This is a genomic window from Parvibaculum lavamentivorans DS-1 (genome assembly GCF_000017565.1).
Classification (GTDB): domain Bacteria; phylum Pseudomonadota; class Alphaproteobacteria; order Parvibaculales; family Parvibaculaceae; genus Parvibaculum; species Parvibaculum lavamentivorans.
Window position 1 is genome coordinate 3,565,121 of sequence record NC_009719.1, and the last position, 16,116, is coordinate 3,581,236.

Annotated in this window: 13 protein-coding genes; 7 read left to right on the forward strand and 6 right to left on the reverse strand. The window is 62.9% G+C overall.

All coding sequences use genetic code 11. The features are described 5' to 3' along the window. Positions 1-1,098: an AI-2E family transporter gene (locus tag PLAV_RS16920; protein ID WP_012112264.1), complete on the reverse strand. Its 1,098-nt coding sequence runs from the start codon at positions 1,096-1,098 to the stop codon at positions 1-3. A 20-nt stretch (positions 1,099-1,118) separates the two neighbouring features. Continuing rightward, a complete protein-coding gene (locus PLAV_RS16925; RefSeq protein WP_012112265.1) occupies positions 1,119-2,237 on the reverse strand; it encodes a DUF2066 domain-containing protein in 1,119 nt (372 codons plus the stop codon). Positions 2,238-2,430: 193 nt separating this feature from the next. On the opposite strand from PLAV_RS16925, the gene purM reads away from it, so the two are divergent. Further along, complete coding sequence (gene purM, locus PLAV_RS16930) at positions 2,431-3,522, forward strand: phosphoribosylformylglycinamidine cyclo-ligase (RefSeq protein ID WP_012112266.1); 1,092 nt, start codon at positions 2,431-2,433, stop codon at positions 3,520-3,522. Then, complete coding sequence (gene purN / locus PLAV_RS16935; RefSeq protein ID WP_012112267.1) at positions 3,519-4,163, forward strand: phosphoribosylglycinamide formyltransferase; 645 nt, start codon at positions 3,519-3,521, stop codon at positions 4,161-4,163. The genes purM and purN overlap by 4 nt, the downstream gene beginning before the upstream one ends. 60 nt (positions 4,164-4,223) lie before the next feature. On the opposite strand, the gene ndk is transcribed toward purN, so the two are convergent. Continuing rightward, entirely contained in the window at positions 4,224-4,646 is a 423-nt protein-coding gene (gene ndk / locus PLAV_RS16940; protein ID WP_012112268.1) for a nucleoside-diphosphate kinase, read from the reverse strand. A gap of 94 nt (positions 4,647-4,740) precedes the next feature. Between ndk and PLAV_RS16945 the strand changes: the two genes are divergently transcribed. Continuing rightward, positions 4,741-6,654: an ABC-F family ATP-binding cassette domain-containing protein gene (locus PLAV_RS16945; protein ID WP_012112269.1), complete on the forward strand. Its 1,914-nt coding sequence runs from the start codon at positions 4,741-4,743 to the stop codon at positions 6,652-6,654. A 140-nt stretch (positions 6,655-6,794) separates the two neighbouring features. Here the strand turns inward: PLAV_RS16945 and PLAV_RS16950 are convergent, their stop codons facing one another. The 3 genes from PLAV_RS16950 to PLAV_RS16960 all read right to left on the reverse strand — a co-directional run bounded on the left by PLAV_RS16950 (position 6,795) and on the right by PLAV_RS16960 (position 9,784). Continuing rightward, complete coding sequence (locus PLAV_RS16950; protein WP_012112270.1) at positions 6,795-7,730, reverse strand: MBL fold metallo-hydrolase; 936 nt, start codon at positions 7,728-7,730, stop codon at positions 6,795-6,797. A 99-nt stretch (positions 7,731-7,829) separates the two neighbouring features. After that, on the reverse strand, positions 7,830-8,279 hold the full coding sequence (locus PLAV_RS16955) for a DNA polymerase III subunit chi (RefSeq protein WP_012112271.1): 450 nt from the start codon (positions 8,277-8,279) through the stop codon (positions 7,830-7,832). 11 nt (positions 8,280-8,290) lie between these two features. Beyond that, positions 8,291-9,784 carry a leucyl aminopeptidase gene (locus PLAV_RS16960; protein ID WP_012112272.1) on the reverse strand — a complete coding sequence of 498 codons (1,494 nt, stop codon included), beginning with the start codon at positions 9,782-9,784 and terminating at the stop codon, positions 8,291-8,293. 312 nt (positions 9,785-10,096) lie between these two features. Between PLAV_RS16960 and lptF the strand changes: the two genes are divergently transcribed. The 4 genes from lptF to PLAV_RS16980 all read left to right on the forward strand — a co-directional run bounded on the left by lptF (position 10,097) and on the right by PLAV_RS16980 (position 16,113). After that, entirely contained in the window at positions 10,097-11,263 is a 1,167-nt protein-coding gene (gene lptF / locus PLAV_RS16965; protein WP_012112273.1) for an LPS export ABC transporter permease LptF, read from the forward strand. Beyond that, positions 11,260-12,351 carry an LPS export ABC transporter permease LptG gene (gene lptG / locus PLAV_RS16970; RefSeq protein ID WP_012112274.1) on the forward strand — a complete coding sequence of 364 codons (1,092 nt, stop codon included), beginning with the start codon at positions 11,260-11,262 and terminating at the stop codon, positions 12,349-12,351. Before lptF ends, lptG begins: the two co-directional genes overlap by 4 nt. Positions 12,352-12,433: 82 nt before the next feature. Next, complete coding sequence (locus tag PLAV_RS16975) at positions 12,434-14,641, forward strand: LPS-assembly protein LptD (RefSeq protein ID WP_049767822.1); 2,208 nt, start codon at positions 12,434-12,436, stop codon at positions 14,639-14,641. A gap of 140 nt (positions 14,642-14,781) precedes the next feature. After that, complete coding sequence (locus PLAV_RS16980) at positions 14,782-16,113, forward strand: peptidylprolyl isomerase (protein ID WP_012112276.1); 1,332 nt, start codon at positions 14,782-14,784, stop codon at positions 16,111-16,113. The last annotated feature ends 3 nt before the right edge of the window (positions 16,114-16,116 follow it).

Below are 16,116 nucleotides of genomic sequence, written 5' to 3' on the forward strand. Positions count from 1 at the left end.
TCAGCTGTCGGTATCGCGCGGCGGGATGACGCGGCCAGACGATGTTCCGAGATAGAGCTGGCTCTTGCGGTATTGCGCGACGCCGAAACGCGCGAGCACACCGAGGGCAGCGGCAATCGGCAGCGCAAGCAACGCCCCGACGAAGCCGAAGAGGGCGGCAAAGGCAAAGATCGCGAACATCACCCATACCGGATGAAGCTTCACCCGGTCCCCAACGAGCTTCGGCGACAGAAAATTCCCTTCGATGAACTGGCCGATGGCGAAGACACCAATCACCATGCCGACCTGCACGAAATCGGTGCCGAACTGGAATAGGGCCAGCGCCAGCCCGACCACGAAACCGAGAATGGTCCCGAGATAGGGAATGAAGCTGATAATGCCGGCAACAATGCCGACAATAAGCCCGAAACGAAGGCCGACCAGCGTCAGGCCTACCGCATAAATCGTACCGAGCACCAGGCAGACAATCACCTGGCCGCGGATGAAGCCTGCCAGCACCTCGTTGATCTCGCGTGCAAGACGCCGGATTGTCTCGGCATGGTCCCGCGGCAGCAATGCGTCGACGCGCTCCACCATACGGTCCCAATCGAGCAGCAGATAAAATGCAACGACCGGCGTCACGACGATCAGCGAGAGAAGTGCGACTATCTGCAGACCCTGCGATCCCACCGAAGTGAGGATATTCACCAGCCAATCAAGCGAGCCGCCGAGGCTCTGCCTGATCGCCTGCTCGACATCCTGTCCCTCGACCCCGAGAAGCCGTCCCAGACGGCCATCACCAATCGTCAGCAGCCATTCCTGCCCCCGGCGCATCAGCGCCGGAAAGATTTCGACAAGCGCGATCAGCTGATTGTAGAGAACCGGCACGAGTACGATGAGCATCACGATAGCAAGGAGCAGGAAGACGATCGTGATCATCCCCGTTGCCGCCAGTCGCGACAGTCCATAGCTTTCAAGCTTATCGGCCAGCGGGTCCAGGAAATAGGCGATCGCCATGCCCGCCACGAAAGGCAACAGTATGCCCTTGAGCAGCCACAGGCCCGCGACGAAAAGCGCGATGAAAAGCGCCCAGATGATCGCCTGCCGCTGAATGGTCATGGCCTCTATTCTCCGCTCGTCTATTGCCTAACGCCAAGACGCCAACGCGGCGTCCGCCCCGTTGAGCCGTCCGCCGGCGCGCCGGTCTCGGCAACGGCGTCAGTCAGGGTCACGTTCTGCTGCGCCAAAGACAGAGCCAGCATTTCGGCCGTGCCCTTGTGCGAGATACGGATTTCCGCGCCGCGCGAGGAGATACCCGCCACTTCCATGTTCTGCACCAGCGGCGTCGAGGTGAGCCCCTTGCGGATCGTCTCCCACTCATTGAGGTTCATGAATATCGCCTGCGCCGCCAGGGTCGAGAGCCGTCCGTCCCGGACGATGATCTGACGCTTCCAGGCGACTGCGAGCGCATTCAGCATATCGGCGGCTGCCGCCTGCATCGTCGCGGCCTCGTCCCGGCCTTCCCTGGCATAGGTGCCGCTGACCGGCTCGCTGGCGGCCGGCCCGCCGATCCGCCTTACGGTCACCTTCAGCGTCTCGCCCTCGACCGTGGCTTCCGCCACCACGGTTTCGCTGGTCCCGTAATTGGCGGCCAGCGACGCCAGCGCAGCTTCTTCGCCAGTCGAGGCCTGCTCGGCAGAAAGGGAATTGATTTCCATGATGTCGCCGAGCGGCAGAATAAGGGGCGTCAGTTCGTCTGCCGGTTCAAGCGCGGCCCAGGCTTCGCGCCACGCATTCTGTTCTTCCCACAGCAGCTTGCGCCCGTCGCGGTTCAGCACCGCGAGCAGAAGCGCCGGCCTCGCTTGCGTTTCCCCGAAGGGGACATTGGCGCCCCGCAGAAGCCGGCGCACGGCCTCCGGCTGGAAGCTGACGATCATCTCGGCGATATAGCGGGTCGAACTCGTCTTCTCGCTCGCAACCTGAAAGCCGCGCACCGCGCGCTGGGCGGTTGCGTCGTCGACGGGGGGCAGCGACGCCCAATCCTCGGGCAGCGTCAGCTTCATCATCATTTCCGTCAGGGCGAGGCGCTGGCCCTCGGCCTGCGCGGCGGTGCGGGCGGCAGTCGCGCTCTCGGCGGTCTTGTCGACATGGATGCCCCGCACGGTAAAGACATCCGCAGCGGCGGCGGGCTGGGCGAAAAAACCTGCGACCGCGAAAACCACGGCCGCCGCGCGCCAAAGCCTGAAGTCAGCAAACATTGATAGGCCCTTGATCTGTCTCGATAATCCATGCCCCGGCAAATCGCCGCACCGCACACTATAACATCGGCGAAGGTCCGCGAAGGCGGGCGACACGCAATTTTCGGCTTTCTCTTGCACCCGGGGAGAATTTCAGGTGATTTGAGCGCCCGTCAGCCCCTTGAGTCTTCAGAGAGAGCGACCAGAAACCGACATGGCCCCCACGCCCCCCAAGGACCGCCCCAACCGCTATACCTACGCACAGGCGGGGGTCGATATCGACGCCGGCAACGAGCTGGTCCGGATGATCGGACCGCTGGCGGCCTCCACGAAGCGGCCCGGTTCGGATGCGGCGCTGGGTGGATTCGGCGGGTTGTTCGATCTGGCCGCCTGCGGCTTCAAGGATCCGGTTCTGGTCGCCGCCAATGACGGCGTCGGCACCAAGCTCAAGGTCGCGATCGAGGCTGACCGCCACGACACTGTCGGCATCGATCTCGTGGCCATGTCCGTCAACGACCTTGTGGTGCAGGGCGCGGAGCCCCTCTTCTTTCTCGACTATTACGCGACGGGCAAGCTGCATGTCGATGTCGCGCGCGATGTGGTCGCCGGCATCGCCGAAGGCTGCCGCCAGGCGGGCTGCGCGCTGATCGGCGGCGAGACGGCCGAGATGCCCGGCATGTATGCGAAGGGCGATTATGACCTTGCGGGCTTTGCTGTCGGCGCCGTCGAGCGCGACGGTGTCCTGCCGCGCGGCGATGTCGCCCCCGGCGACGTGCTGCTCGGCCTCGCCTCCTCCGGCTTTCATTCCAACGGCTTTTCGCTCGTTCGCCGGATCGTCGAGGACAATCGCATTTCCTACTCCGCGCCCTTCCCCGGCGGCGACGGCGCCAGCATCGGCGAAGTCCTGCTCGCACCGACGCGCATCTATGTGAAGGCGATGCTGAAGACGATCCGCGAGACCGCTGCGGTGAAGGCGGTGGCGCATATCACCGGCGGCGGTTTCGTCGAGAACATTCCGCGCGTGCTGCCGGAAGGCATCAATGTCGAGATCGACGGCGCCTCATGGACCATGCCGCCTGTCTTCCGCTGGCTGATGGAACTCGGCGGCATCGACGACACGGAGATGGGCCGCACATTCAATTGCGGCATCGGCATGGTTGTGGTGGTCCGCGAGGATCAGGCGCTCGAAGTTTCGGACGCGCTGGCGGAGGCTGGTGAAACGGTTTTCCGCATCGGCCGTCTCATCGAGACTGTGCCCGGCGCGGCGCGCGTTGCTGTGAAGGGCGCGCTCGGGTCCGGCAAGTGAGGATCGGCATTCTCATCTCGGGCCGGGGCTCGAACCTCAAGGCCCTGATCGACACCTGCGCCGAACCCGGCTTTCGCGGACGTATTGCTCTCGTCATTTCCAATCGCCCCGGGGCGCCTGGCCTTGCCATTGCCGAGGCGGCTGGCATCCCGACGCTCGTCATCGATCACAAGGAATATGCAAGCCGCACGACTTTCGATGCGGAACTCGATCAGGCGCTCCGCAAGGCGGGTGTCGAACTCATCTGCAATGCCGGGTTCATGCGCATCCTCACGGATGAATTCGTCGAGAAGTGGCGCGACCGGCAGATCAACATCCACCCCTCGATCCTTCCCGCGTTCAAGGGCATGCATGTCCATCAGCGCGCGCTCGACGCGGGCGTGAAGATCACCGGCTGCACGGTCCATTTCGTGCGCGCCGAAATGGATGAGGGCCCCATCGTCGCGCAGGCCGCCGTGCCGGTCCTGCCGGGCGACACCGCGGAAACGCTCGCCGCGCGCGTACTCGAAGCCGAACACAAGCTTTATCCGCTGGCGCTGCGCCTCATTGTCGATGGCCGCGCCCGCGTCGCCGGCGAACAGGTCGTGATCGACTATGATGGCGAGACACTGGCGGGGCCGTTATTCGTGCCTGCGGTTTAGGCCAAACAAAAAAGCCCCGCTCATCAAGCGGGGCTTTTCCGTATTCAACAGCCGATAAAATCAGCCGACGATTTCTTCGTCCTTGAAGAAGTACTTGATCTCTTCGGCGGCCGTTTCCGGGGCGTCGGAACCGTGGACCGAGTTCGCCTCGATCGATTCCGCGAAATCCTTGCGGATCGTGCCGGCATCGGCATTGGCCGGGTTGGTGGCGCCCATGATCTCGCGGTTCTTCGCGACGGCGTTCTCGCCTTCCAGCACCTGGACGACGACCGGGCCGGAAATCATGAAGGAGACGAGATCGTTGAAGAAGGGGCGCTCCTTGTGGACGGCATAGAAGCCTTCCGCCTGGGCCTTGGTCATGTGGATGCGCTTGGAGGCGACCACACGCAGGCCCGCGCTTTCGAAGCGGTCGATGATCTTGCCGGTGAGATTACGCCGGGTCGCGTCCGGCTTGATGATCGAGAATGTGCGTTCGAGAGCCATCGGGGCTTCCTGTATCTGAAGGGTCAGGGAATTGGCGCGGTTTATAGCGGGGGTTGGTGACGCGGGCAACAGGGGGTGCTAAAAGCCCGCCATCATGCTGCATATCAACGATCTGACCTTCCGAATGGAGGGGCGCCTGCTCCTCGACCATGTCACCGCCGCCGTGCCCCCCGGGCAACGGACGGGCTTTGTCGGCCGTAACGGTACCGGTAAATCGACGCTGCTGAAGCTCATCACGGGCGAATATACGCCCGAGACGGGCGGTATCAGCTTTCCGAAAAGCTGGCGCATCGGCATGGTCCGGCAAGAAGTGCTGGCCGGTCCGACGTCGCTTCTCGACACGGTGCTTGCCGCCGATCTCGAGCGGTCATCGCTGCTCGCCGAAGCGGAGACGGCGAGCGACCCTCACCGGATTGCCGAGATCCATACGAGGCTGGCCGATATGGGCGCCCATGCGGCCCCTGCCCGCGCGGCCACCATTCTTTCCGGTCTCGGCTTCGACGAGGCGGCGCAGGCGCGGCCTTGCTCGGATTTCTCGGGCGGCTGGCGGATGCGCGTGGCTCTTGCGGCGGTGCTCTTTTCGGAGCCCGACCTGCTGCTGCTCGACGAGCCGACCAACTATCTCGATCTCGAAGGCACGATCTGGCTTGAGGACTATCTGCGGTCCTATCCCTATACCGTGCTCATCGTCAGCCATGACCGCGACCTCCTGAACAATGTCGCGCAGAACATCCTGCATCTCGAACACAAGAAGCTCACGGTCTATAGCGGCAATTACGACCGCTTCGACCGGACGCGGCGCGAAAAGCTGATGCTGCAGCTTTCGATGAAGAAGAAGCAGGACGATGCGCGCCGCCACATGGAGAGCTTCATCGAACGCTTCAAGGCGAAGGCGTCGAAGGCACGCCAGGCGCAGAGCCGCATGAAGGCGCTCGCGAAGATGGAACCCATCGCCGACATATTGAACGAGCGCGTGCTGCCGTTCCGTTTTCCGGCGCCAGACAAGCCGCTCGCCTCGCCGATCATCCGGCTAGAACATGCGAGCGTCGGATACGAGCCCGGCAAGCCGGTGCTGAAGGATCTCGATCTCCGCATCGACCAGGACGACCGCATCGCGCTTCTCGGTGCGAACGGCAACGGCAAGTCGACATTTGCGAAACTGCTATGCGACCGGTTGCAGGTGACGGGCGGACACAAATACGATTCAAAGAAGCTGCGTATCGCTTATTTCGCGCAGCATCAGCTCGACGAACTCAATATGGGCGATACGCCTTACGAGCATTTCCGCGAGCTGAAACCGGATGCGACGCAGGCACAAGTGCGCGCCATTGCAGGCTCCTACGGGTTCGGCGCGGACAAGGCGGATACGAAAGTCGAGAAGCTTTCAGGCGGCGAGAAGGCACGCCTTTTGTTCGCCATCGCGACTTTTCACAAGCCGCACATGATCATCCTCGACGAACCGACGAACCATCTGGACGTCGACAGCCGCGAGGCGCTGGTCATGGCGATCAACGAATATGACGGCGCTTTCATTCTGATTTCGCATGACCGGCATCTTGTCGAAACATGCGCGGATCGTTTGTGGCTTGTCGCGGACGGAACCGTTGCGCCTTATGATGGCGATCTCAACGACTACCGGAAATGGCTGCTCGATCCGGCGCGGCGCATCAAACCCCTGGTCGCGGAAGACGAAGAAGGAGAGGCCGCGCCTGCGCCGGCACCTCGCCCATCGAACGACAAGAAGGAAGCACGACGCCTTGCCGCGCAGAAGCGCGAGCAGATGGCGCCGTTAAAGAAAAAAGCTCAGGCCGCCGAGCAAGAGGTTGCGCGCATTCAGAAAATCATCGAAACGCTGACCGCGAAACTTGGCGATCCGAAGGTCGCCGGAGACCCCGGAGCGAGCGCCGCGACGGCGAAGGAACGGGCCGATGCGATGAAGGCGCTGGCGCGGGCGGAGGAGGCCTGGCTGGAGGCAAGCTCGGCCTATGAGGAGGCGATGGCGGACTAAAACGGGCCGACTGTCACTCAACCGTCATGAAACCGTCATCGAGTGATTTTTACCGAATCCGGGTACGCAAAAACGGCCTCCGCCGGGCACCGGAAAGTGCCCGAACGGAGGCCGAAAAAAACTAATCCCCGGTTTGCGGCCTACTCCGTTTCGGCGGCGCCGGTGAAGCCTTCCGCGAGCACCCCCGATTCGATCAATTCACCGACGATTTCGCCGTCATGGCCGGGCACGATGGCGATCTCCGGTTCAGCCTCATTGAGCTTTTTCAGCGCCGCGAGCTGCCCGAAGACGGCGGTGCGGTCTTCCTCCAGGAAAAATTGCGTGACGAGACGGGCGCGCTCCCGCTGGGTCACGATGTTGCGGTAGTGCCAGGCGACGTCGCCGATGAAGAGCATTTCAGAACCGTCAGCACGCTGAACATAAACCATCTGGCTGCCCGGCGAATGCCCCGGCGCCTTGATGAGCACGACACCCGGCGCGACCACCTTGTATTTCTCGTAAACAAGCGGTTCATAGGCGGAGAGCGCGCCGTCCGGGAACTTCGCGGGCACGCTGAGTTCCGGGTTTTCGACCTGTTCCTGCGTCAACTGCATCGCGGGCAGGACTGCCGGCAGATCGGGATGCACGGTAAGGCCGCCGATATGGTCCATATGCTCATGCGTGATGACGATGAGCGAAGCCGTCTGCATCGCCCGCTCCATGCGTGCATAAGCCTCCGCATCGAAGCCGACGAGATTGTCGCCGCCCAGTTCGGCATTGAGCGCGGTGTCGATGATGATGCTGCTTTCCGGCGTCACCAGCCGGTATGAGAAGACGGGCAGATCGCGTTGCGACCAGCCGTCACCCGCCACGATCGCCGTTGCGGGGAAGCTGAAAGCGCCGACGCGCTCCACTTCGACGGTTGCGGGCTTGTCGCCGGGAACGGCGGCGACCATGCGGCGCACTTCATTGATGTCGAGGGCGTAGGCCGCGTCGGACGGCATCCGGCTTTCGACGATGAACCAGTAATAAGCGGCACCAAGGATGGCGACGAGCACCGCCAAGGCGACGAGACTTCTCTTGAGCCAGACAGACATGTATTTCCCCCCAGTTTTTTGCAGCCGCGATAATGATCCCCGGCCTGGCCGGGATCAATCCACGAACCCCGTATGCGGACTATGCCTTTTTGCAGAGCCTCACGCCTTCTTTTCCCACCGGCCTTCCGGGCTTTGCTGCCAATAGGTGGCGTCGTGCCCTTCCGCCTTCAGCGTTTTCCAGTGTTCGCGCGCGGCGGCGAGCGCCGCTTCGTCGCGGCCGTCGAACATCAGCACGCAGCGCTCATAGGGGCCGATATTGCCGGGGGCAGCGCCATCGACAAGGAAGAGGACGTTGGCGTTGTTCGGGTTTTCGTCATCGACGGTCAGAAAGACGGGCTCCAGCGCGGCGGGGCCGTCATCCAGCGTTCCGTGCGGCAGAAAGCTGTCGTCGCTGTAGGTCCAGAGGACATTGTTGAGCGCGTCGAGCCGCTCCGGACCGCCAGCCCTGACAATCGCGCGCCAGCCGCGCTCCAGCGAACGCTCCAGCAATTGCGGCAGCACCTGTTCCAGAGGCGCGTTCTGCAAATGGTAGAACAGAACCTCCGTCACGATGCGTTCCCTCAGCCTTCGTAATTATCCGCCACAAGACGATTGAGAAGGCGCACGCCCCAGCCCGAGCCCCAGCTCTGGTTCGTCGCCGTCTGCGGCGATGCCATGGCCGTGCCCGCGATATCGAGATGGGCCCATGTGACCTTGTTGACGAAACGCTGAAGAAACTGCGCCGCCGTGATCGAGCCGCCATCGCGGCCGCCGACGTTTTTCATGTCGGCAAAGCGCGAGTCGATCATCTTGTCGTAGGCGGGGCCCATCGGCAGGCGCCAGACCTTTTCACCTTCGACCTCACCGGCCTCCGACAATTGCTTCGAGAGCTTGTCGTCATTGGAGAAGAGGCCCGCATATTCCTTGCCGAGCGCCACCATGATGGCGCCGGTGAGCGTTGCCAGGTCGATCATGAATTTCGGCTTGAAGCGGCTTTGCGTGTACCAGAGCGCGTCGGCCAGCACGAGGCGGCCTTCAGCATCGGTGTTGATGACTTCGATGGTCTGGCCGGACATGGAGGTCACGATGTCGCCCGGCCGCTGCGCCTTGCCATCCGGCATGTTCTCGACGAGACCGATGACGCCGACGACATTGACCTTCGCCTTGCGCGCCGCCAGCGCATGCATCAGGCCGGTGACGCAGGCGGCGCCGCCCATGTCGCCCTTCATGTCTTCCATGCCGGCGGCAGGCTTCAGCGAGATGCCGCCGGTGTCGAAGCAAACGCCCTTGCCGACAAAGGCGACCGGCTTCTCGCCCGGCTTGCCGCCATTCCAGCGCATCACGACCATCTGGCTTTCATGCTGGCTGCCATAGCCGACGCCGAGCAGCGAGCCCATGCCGAGTTTCTTCATCTGCGCTTCGCCGAGCACTTCGACCTTGACGCCGAGCTTGGAAAGGGCGCGGGCGCGCTTGGCGAATTCACCGGGAAAGAGAATGTTTGCAGGCTCGTTGACGAGATCGCGCGTGAGGAACATGCCTTCCGCGACTTTGGACAGCGGCGCGTAATCCTTGCGCGCGGAAGCGGCGGCGCGCGTCATCACGGTGAGCGTTTTCAAACCGCTCTTGTCGTCGCCTTCCTTTTTCTTCGTCTTGTATTTATCGAAACGGTAGGAGCGCAACCTGGCGCCGAGAGCGACGCGGGCCGCGGCCTCGCCTGCCGGGAGCTTCGGTCCCGAAATACCGTCGAGCACGATCGACAGCGCCGTTTCCTTCGTCTTCTCCAGACGCCCCGCCAATTCGCCGCCAGCCTTTTCGAGGCTTGCCGCCGACAGGTCCGCCGACTTGCCGAGCCCGGCGAGAAGCACACGGCCCGCGCTCACGCCCTGCGGCCCGACAACCTCCAGCACGCTGCCCGCCTTGCCGGTAAAGCCTGCCGCCTTCATCGCCCGCTTGAGCGCGCCGCCGAGCTTGCCGTCGAGATCGGCGGCGATGCCCCGCAGCGTCGCACCCTCGGTGACGAGGACGGCGAGCGCGCCGGGCTTGGCGAGCGAGATGTCGGCGAACGTAATATTCATAGCGGGACCTTTCTGATCCTGTCCGGTCTGATCCTGTCCGGCCCTCATTCGGCCTGAACAAGTGCGATTCGGTGAGCCAGGTGCAACTCGAGCCGTCGACGCGCCTTTCCCCGGCTGGCGAAATGGGATAACCATTTCCTACGGTGCGTCCGGCAATTACGGCGCGTATCCTAACTGAATCGGAGCGGAGGGAAAGCCACCCTTTGCGGCCGCGGCGCGGAAGCCACCGGATAATCGAAGACCGGACAATCAACGCGAGGGACTGCCCGGCATGCGCCAAGACGAAAGACCTGCGCGAGAGCACCCGGCCCGATGCTGAAGAGCCTGTCACGCTATCTGTTTTTCCAGACACTCGGCCCCTTCGTCGTCGCGAGCGTCGTGCTGAGCGGCATCATCTGGCTTACGCAGGCGCTGCGGATGCTCGACGTCCTCATCACGCAAGGACAGACGCTTCTCACCTTTTTCGAGCTGACGGTGCTGGCGCTGCCAAGCACGCTGATGATCGTGCTGCCGATTTCGCTTTTTTGCGCCGTGCTCTACTCCCTTCACAAGCTTATCAGCGACAGCGAAATCGTCGTGATGTTTGCAGCCGGCGTCAGCCGCTGGGTGGTTGCGCTGCCGCTGCTGGCGATCGCGATGGGCACCTCCGTCATCATTCTCGCGTTCAGCATCTATATCGCGCCGGCCGGGATGCGCGAGTTGAAGAGCCGCCTGGTCGAAATCCGCAGCGACGTCGCCACCGCGATGATCCGCGAGGGCACATTCTCCAATCCGGCGACCGGCCTAACAGTATTCGTGCGCGAACGCGCCGCCGACGGAACCACCTATGGCGTGCTGGTGCATGACGGGCGCATTCCATCCGCGCCGGTTACCTACATGGCGGAGACGGGGAGCCTTGTCAGGGGACCGAACGGGCCGCTGCTCGTCATGTTCAACGGAAACATCCAGCGCGCATCGCGCAGCGGCACGGAAACAAGCGCCGCGACATTTCTCTACTTCGACAAATATACCTACGACCTTTCGCAATACATGGAAGACGAGCCGACGCTTTCATATGAAGGGCGCGAGCGGTATTTCCACGAGCTGGTCAACCCGGCCAGCGACGATCTTTACGGCCAGCAGAACCGCGACAAGCTTCTCGCCGACGCGCATGAAAGGCTGGTGGAAGGCTTCTATCCCGTGATGCTGACGCTGATCGGGCTTGCGGCACTGCTGCCGGCGCCTTTCAACCGGCGCGGATATGCCTCGCGAATGGCGACGGCGGCGGCCATGGCGCTTACGGTTCGCATCCTCGGCTTCGCGCTTTCCAACGCGGTAGGGAACAATCTCGCGCTGGCGCCGCTCATGTATATCCTTCCCATAGCGGTCTGCGGCATATGCCTTGCCGTGATCGCGGGGGTCCGGTTCGACATTCTGTGGCGCAGGCTTTCACGCCGCATCCTGTCGGGGCGCGCAGGGCAGAGCGGGGCCGCGCGATGAACCTTTCATGGACCCTTTCGCGCTATCTCGGCCGTCAGTTTCTGGGCGTCGTCCTGCTCACGTTCGGCGTGTTCATCGTTCTCATCTTCATGATCGAGCTTGTCGAGCTTCTGCGGCGCAGCGCGGACAAGCCCGACGTGACATTCGGGCTTGTGGTGACCATCGCGCTGATGGAGGTGCCCCGGATCGGCGCGCAAACGCTGCCCTTTGCCGTTCTCTTCGGGGGCATGGCCGCGTTTTTGCGGCTGAGCCGGAACAATGAACTCGTGGTTGCGCGCGCGGCCGGTGTTTCGGTGTGGCAATTCATTGCGCCGGCGCTGGCGGTGGCGTTCGTCATCGGCGCTTTCGTCACCACCGTTTTCAACCCCGTATCGGCGACGCTGACGACGCGGGCCGAGCAGCTCGAATCCAAATATCTTTCGCGGCAGGCAAGCTTTGTCGCGGTTTCGGCAAACGGGCTGTGGCTCCGGCAAGCGGATTCGACCGGGCAATCGGTCGTCCACGCCCTGCGCATGGATGACGGGTTCCGGCTGCGGCGGGTTACCATTTTTCTCTACGACCAGGGCAACCGCTTCAGCGGCCGCATCGACGCGGCGACGGCCCGTCTGCGACCGGGCTATTGGGAGCTTGCCGATGTCTGGGTCATGATGGATGGCGAGCAGTCCCGCAAATACGACACCTACCGGCAGGAAACGTCGCTGACGCAAAAGCAGATCGAGGAGAGCTTCGCGCGCGAGGAATCCATTTCCTTCTGGGAACTGCCGCATTTCATCGCCACGGCCGAAGCGGCCGGCTTTTCGGCCCGCCGGTATCAGATTTATTTCCACCAGCTTCTGGCCACGCCTGCCCTGCTCTGCACCATGGTGCTGATCGCCGCGGCCTTCTCGCTGCGGGTGACGCGGATGGGGGGGCTGCTGCAAATGGTCCTTGGCGGCATATTCTCTGGCTTTTTGATCTATTTCCTCGGCAATCTGGCTATCGCGCTGGGCCTGTCCGGCATCCTGCCGGCGGCGCTTGCCGCCTGGGCTCCATCGCTCGTGGCGACACTTTTGGGACTTGCGGTTCTCTTTCACCTCGAAGACGGTTAGAAATCAGGGTGCGGGGCCCGGATACAGGGCGATTCTGGATGTGGCCGGGGGGCGAGATTTGCACTTGAGTGAGGGGCTCTGGATGGGTTTGGGCAAGGGGCGCGGCATCCTGTGGCCGATAGCTGTGCTTATAGCGGTCACGCTGGCCGGGGGGCCGGCCCGCGCGCAAGAGCCCGCCCCCGCCCGGCAGCAAGCCTTTCCCGAATCCGGCGAAGTGCTGATGCAGGCCGACCAGCTTTCCTATGACAGGGATGCACGCGTGGTGACGGCGAGCGGCCATGTGGAGCTTGCCTATGGCGAGCGGGTGCTGCTTGCCGACCGCGTCACCTATAACGAGACGACCGGCGTCGTGACCGCGGACGGCAATGTGTCGCTGCTCGACCCGCAAGGCGACGTGGCCTTTGCCGACCACCTGGTGCTGCGCAATGAAATGCGCGACGGCGTGATCCAGACACTGCGCGTGCTGCTGAGCGACAATTCGCGGCTTGCGGGCCATGACGTGGTGCGCAGCGGCGGCAACATGACGACGCTCCACCGGGGCGTCTACAGCCCGTGCGACATCTGCGAGAAAAAAGGACAGACGACGCCGATCTGGCAGATCAAGGCCTTCCGCGTCATCCACAACAAGGAGAAGCAGAGGATTATCTATGAAGACGCCTTCATGGAGTTCTTCGGCGTTCCCGTTTTTTATGTTCCCTATTTCTCGCAGCCTGACCCGACCGTGAAGCGGCAGTCGGGTTTTCTCACGCCTTCCTTCGGTAGCTCTTCGGATCTCGGGCAGCAGGTGGAAATTCCCTATTACTGGGCGATCGCGCCGGACAAGGACGCGACGATCTCGCCGCGCTTCACGAGCAAGGAAGGCACGGTCTATCAGGGCGAATACCGGCAGCGCTTCGAGAGCGGCCAGTTCGAGATGTTCGGCACGGCCACCTGGCCGCGCAACCAGCAAGTGGGCACGCCGGCGGAAAACGACTTTCGCGGCAGCTTGTTCGGTCAGGGCGATTTCACGCTCGATGAAAACTGGCGCTGGGGCTTTCGCTCCGAGCTCGCTTCGGACGACACCTATCTGCGCCGCTACGACCTGTCGTCGGCGACCGACCTGATCAGCAATGTGAACACGACCTATATAGACGGGCGCAACAGCTTCACGGCGGACGCCTATTATTTCCGCGGCCTGCTGGCGGCGGACGACACGGCGACCACGCCCTGGGTCGCGCCGCTGATGCAATATGAGTATTCCTATCCAGATCAGGTCGCCGGCGGGCGCATCGGCTTTTCGGCCAATGCCATGGTGCTGCAACGCCGCGAAGGCGCGAAGTCGCGCCGGGTATCAAGCTCCGTCAGATGGGACCGCCGGGAGACATCCGCGAGCGGCTTCGTCTATCGCCTGTTCGGCAGCCTGCGCGGCGATGTCTATTCGGTCGAAGACGTGCCGAACCCCGCCTTTCCGGCCGCGACCTTCGACAGCTCGACGATCACCCGGGCATTGCCGACCATCGGCACGGAATGGAGCTATCCTCTCGTCCGCTCAGAGAGCGGCCTGAGGCAGGTGCTGGAGCCGATCGCGCAGCTCATCTATTCGCCCAATGTCGGCAATACCGAGGAAATACCGAACGAGGATTCGCTGAGCTTCGAGTTCGACGATACCAACCTCTTTTCGGAAGACCGCTTCGTCGGCTTCGACCGCTGGGAAACGGGGGCGCGGGCCAATCTCGGCGTCCGTTACTCGGTTTACACGCAGGGAGGCGGCCAGGCGAACGTGCTGTTTGGCCAGAGCTTTCGAGTGAACAATAATGACAGCGTAGCCGCATCGACCGGGCTGCAGGACGATACATCGGATTATGTCGGCCGGGTCATGGTTGCGCCTTCCGATGATTTTCTGCTGGTCTACCGCTTCCGGCTCGACGACGAGAACTACAAGATCCGGCGCAACGAACTCAACTTCCTCGGCCGGTTCGGCCCGTTGACCGGCGATATCGGCTATGCGTATTTTGCGCCGGACCAGTCCCTGACCTTCCAGGCGCGCGAAGAGGCCTATATCGGCAGCGTGCTGAGGCTCGACCGGTATTGGCGGGTATTCGGCCAGACGCGGCGGGATATCGAAAACGACCGCACGGTGGCAAACAGGCTCGGAGTAGGCTACGGAGATGAATGCCTCGATGTCTCGCTCGGCCTGTATCAGTCGTTTTACCGGGACAGGGACATAGAACCGGAAAATTCGGTGATCCTTCAGATTACCTTCAAGACGCTGGGAAGCGCCCAGGTCTCGGGCTCCGCCGGCTCGAACTAAAATGGCCGGACGGCGAGCCAACCGATTGAAAAAACAGGCGGTTTTGCTTCCGTCTCTCGGTTGATTAGGGTCCTGTTTCAAGTATTCTGTCGGCCGGGCGCCGGCAGGTGGCGTGCCCGAAGGCACAGAAGAAAGACGCTATGAAGTCAGCAGACATTTTCGTGAGTGCGGTCTCCCGGGGCGGACGCCGGATATTCCGGCTCGTGGCGGGGACAGCCTTCATCTTTCTGGCCGGCCTTGCGGTGACGCCCGCGGACATGCCGCTGGCGCAGAACGCTCCCTCGAATACGCAGGGCATTGCCGCCGTCGTGAACGATCGCATCATCTCGTCCTACGATCTCGACCAGCGCGTGAAGCTCGTCATGCTGAGCTCCGGCATTCCCGATACGCCCGAAAACATCTCGCGTATCCGCGGGCAGGTTCTGAGATCGCTGGTCGACGAGTATCTGCAACAGCAGGAAGCCGCGCGGCTCAACATCGAGGTTCAGCAGGAAGAGATCGACAGCGCGCTTCAGCGCATCGCGCAGCGCGCCAACATGTCGGTCGACCAGATCGAGGCTTTCCTGAAGGATGGCGGCGTATCGCGGGCGGCGCTCGAGGCGCAGATCCGCAGCGACATCGCATGGAACCGCGTCATCCAGCAGCAGTTCGGTCCGTCGGTGACGGTGGGCGATGTGGAAATCGACGAAGTGCTGCGCAGGCTGGAGGAAGAGTCCGACCAGCCCCGCTATCTCGTCTCCGAAATTCTCATCACCTTCGACAGCCCGCAACATGCCGAGGAAATAGCCGGCGGTGCACAGCGGCTGGTCGAGCAGATCAGGCAGGGCGCGCCGTTCGAGGCGGTGGCGCATCAGTTCAGCCAATCGGCTTCGGCGGCAAATGGCGGCGAAATCGGCTGGGTGCATGCCAGCCAGCTTCCCGAAGGCGTCGGCTCGGTTGTCGCGAAGATGCAGCCGGGGATGGTGTCCGATCCCATCCGCACGCTGAACGGCTTCTATATCATGCAGTTGAAGGCGATGCAGACGGGCTCGGGCGCGGACCCGATGCGCGACCAGTATTCGCTCATGCAGGTTCTGCTGCCGCTGACGCCCGACGCGGAGCCGCAGGCGGTGAGCAGGCGGGCGCGGGAGGCCGAGGAGTTTCGCCGGCAGACAAATTCCTGCGACGATGCGGCGAGGAACATCACCAAATATCTGAGCGGCGCGGCGAGCCCGAAGCGGGATGTCATCGCCGGACAGCTCGACCCGAGGCTGCGCCAGGCGCTTTCCGGGCTGAAAGCCGGCAACACGACGGCGCCTATCCGTTCGGAGCGCGGCATCGAGATGGTCGTCGTGTGCGGTCACAAGGCCGCGGAAGGCGAAAGACCCACGCGCGAGCAGATCGACAGCTCGCTTTACGAACAGCAGTTGTCGATGATGGGGCGACGCCACCTTCGCGATCTGCGCCGTGACGCCGTGGTCGTCTATCGCTGACAA

Bases quoted from the DNA above. Each gene is read 5' to 3' on its own strand.
- PLAV_RS16920 (WP_012112264.1), bottom strand. From the start codon at position 1,098: ATGACCATTCAGCGGCAGGCGATCATCTGGGCGCTTTTCATCGCGCTT.
- PLAV_RS16925 (WP_012112265.1), bottom strand. From the start codon at position 2,237: ATGTTTGCTGACTTCAGGCTTTGGCGCGCGGCGGCCGTGGTTTTCGCG.
- purM (WP_012112266.1), top strand. From the start codon at position 2,431: ATGGCCCCCACGCCCCCCAAGGACCGCCCCAACCGCTATACCTACGCA.
- ndk (WP_012112268.1), bottom strand. From the start codon at position 4,646: ATGGCTCTCGAACGCACATTCTCGATCATCAAGCCGGACGCGACCCGG.
- PLAV_RS16945 (WP_012112269.1), top strand. From the start codon at position 4,741: ATGCTGCATATCAACGATCTGACCTTCCGAATGGAGGGGCGCCTGCTC.
- PLAV_RS16950 (WP_012112270.1), bottom strand. From the start codon at position 7,730: ATGTCTGTCTGGCTCAAGAGAAGTCTCGTCGCCTTGGCGGTGCTCGTC.
- PLAV_RS16960 (WP_012112272.1), bottom strand. From the start codon at position 9,784: ATGAATATTACGTTCGCCGACATCTCGCTCGCCAAGCCCGGCGCGCTC.
- lptF (WP_012112273.1), top strand. From the start codon at position 10,097: ATGCTGAAGAGCCTGTCACGCTATCTGTTTTTCCAGACACTCGGCCCC.
- lptG (WP_012112274.1), top strand. From the start codon at position 11,260: ATGAACCTTTCATGGACCCTTTCGCGCTATCTCGGCCGTCAGTTTCTG.
- PLAV_RS16975 (WP_049767822.1), top strand. From the start codon at position 12,434: ATGGGTTTGGGCAAGGGGCGCGGCATCCTGTGGCCGATAGCTGTGCTT.
- PLAV_RS16980 (WP_012112276.1), top strand. From the start codon at position 14,782: ATGAAGTCAGCAGACATTTTCGTGAGTGCGGTCTCCCGGGGCGGACGC.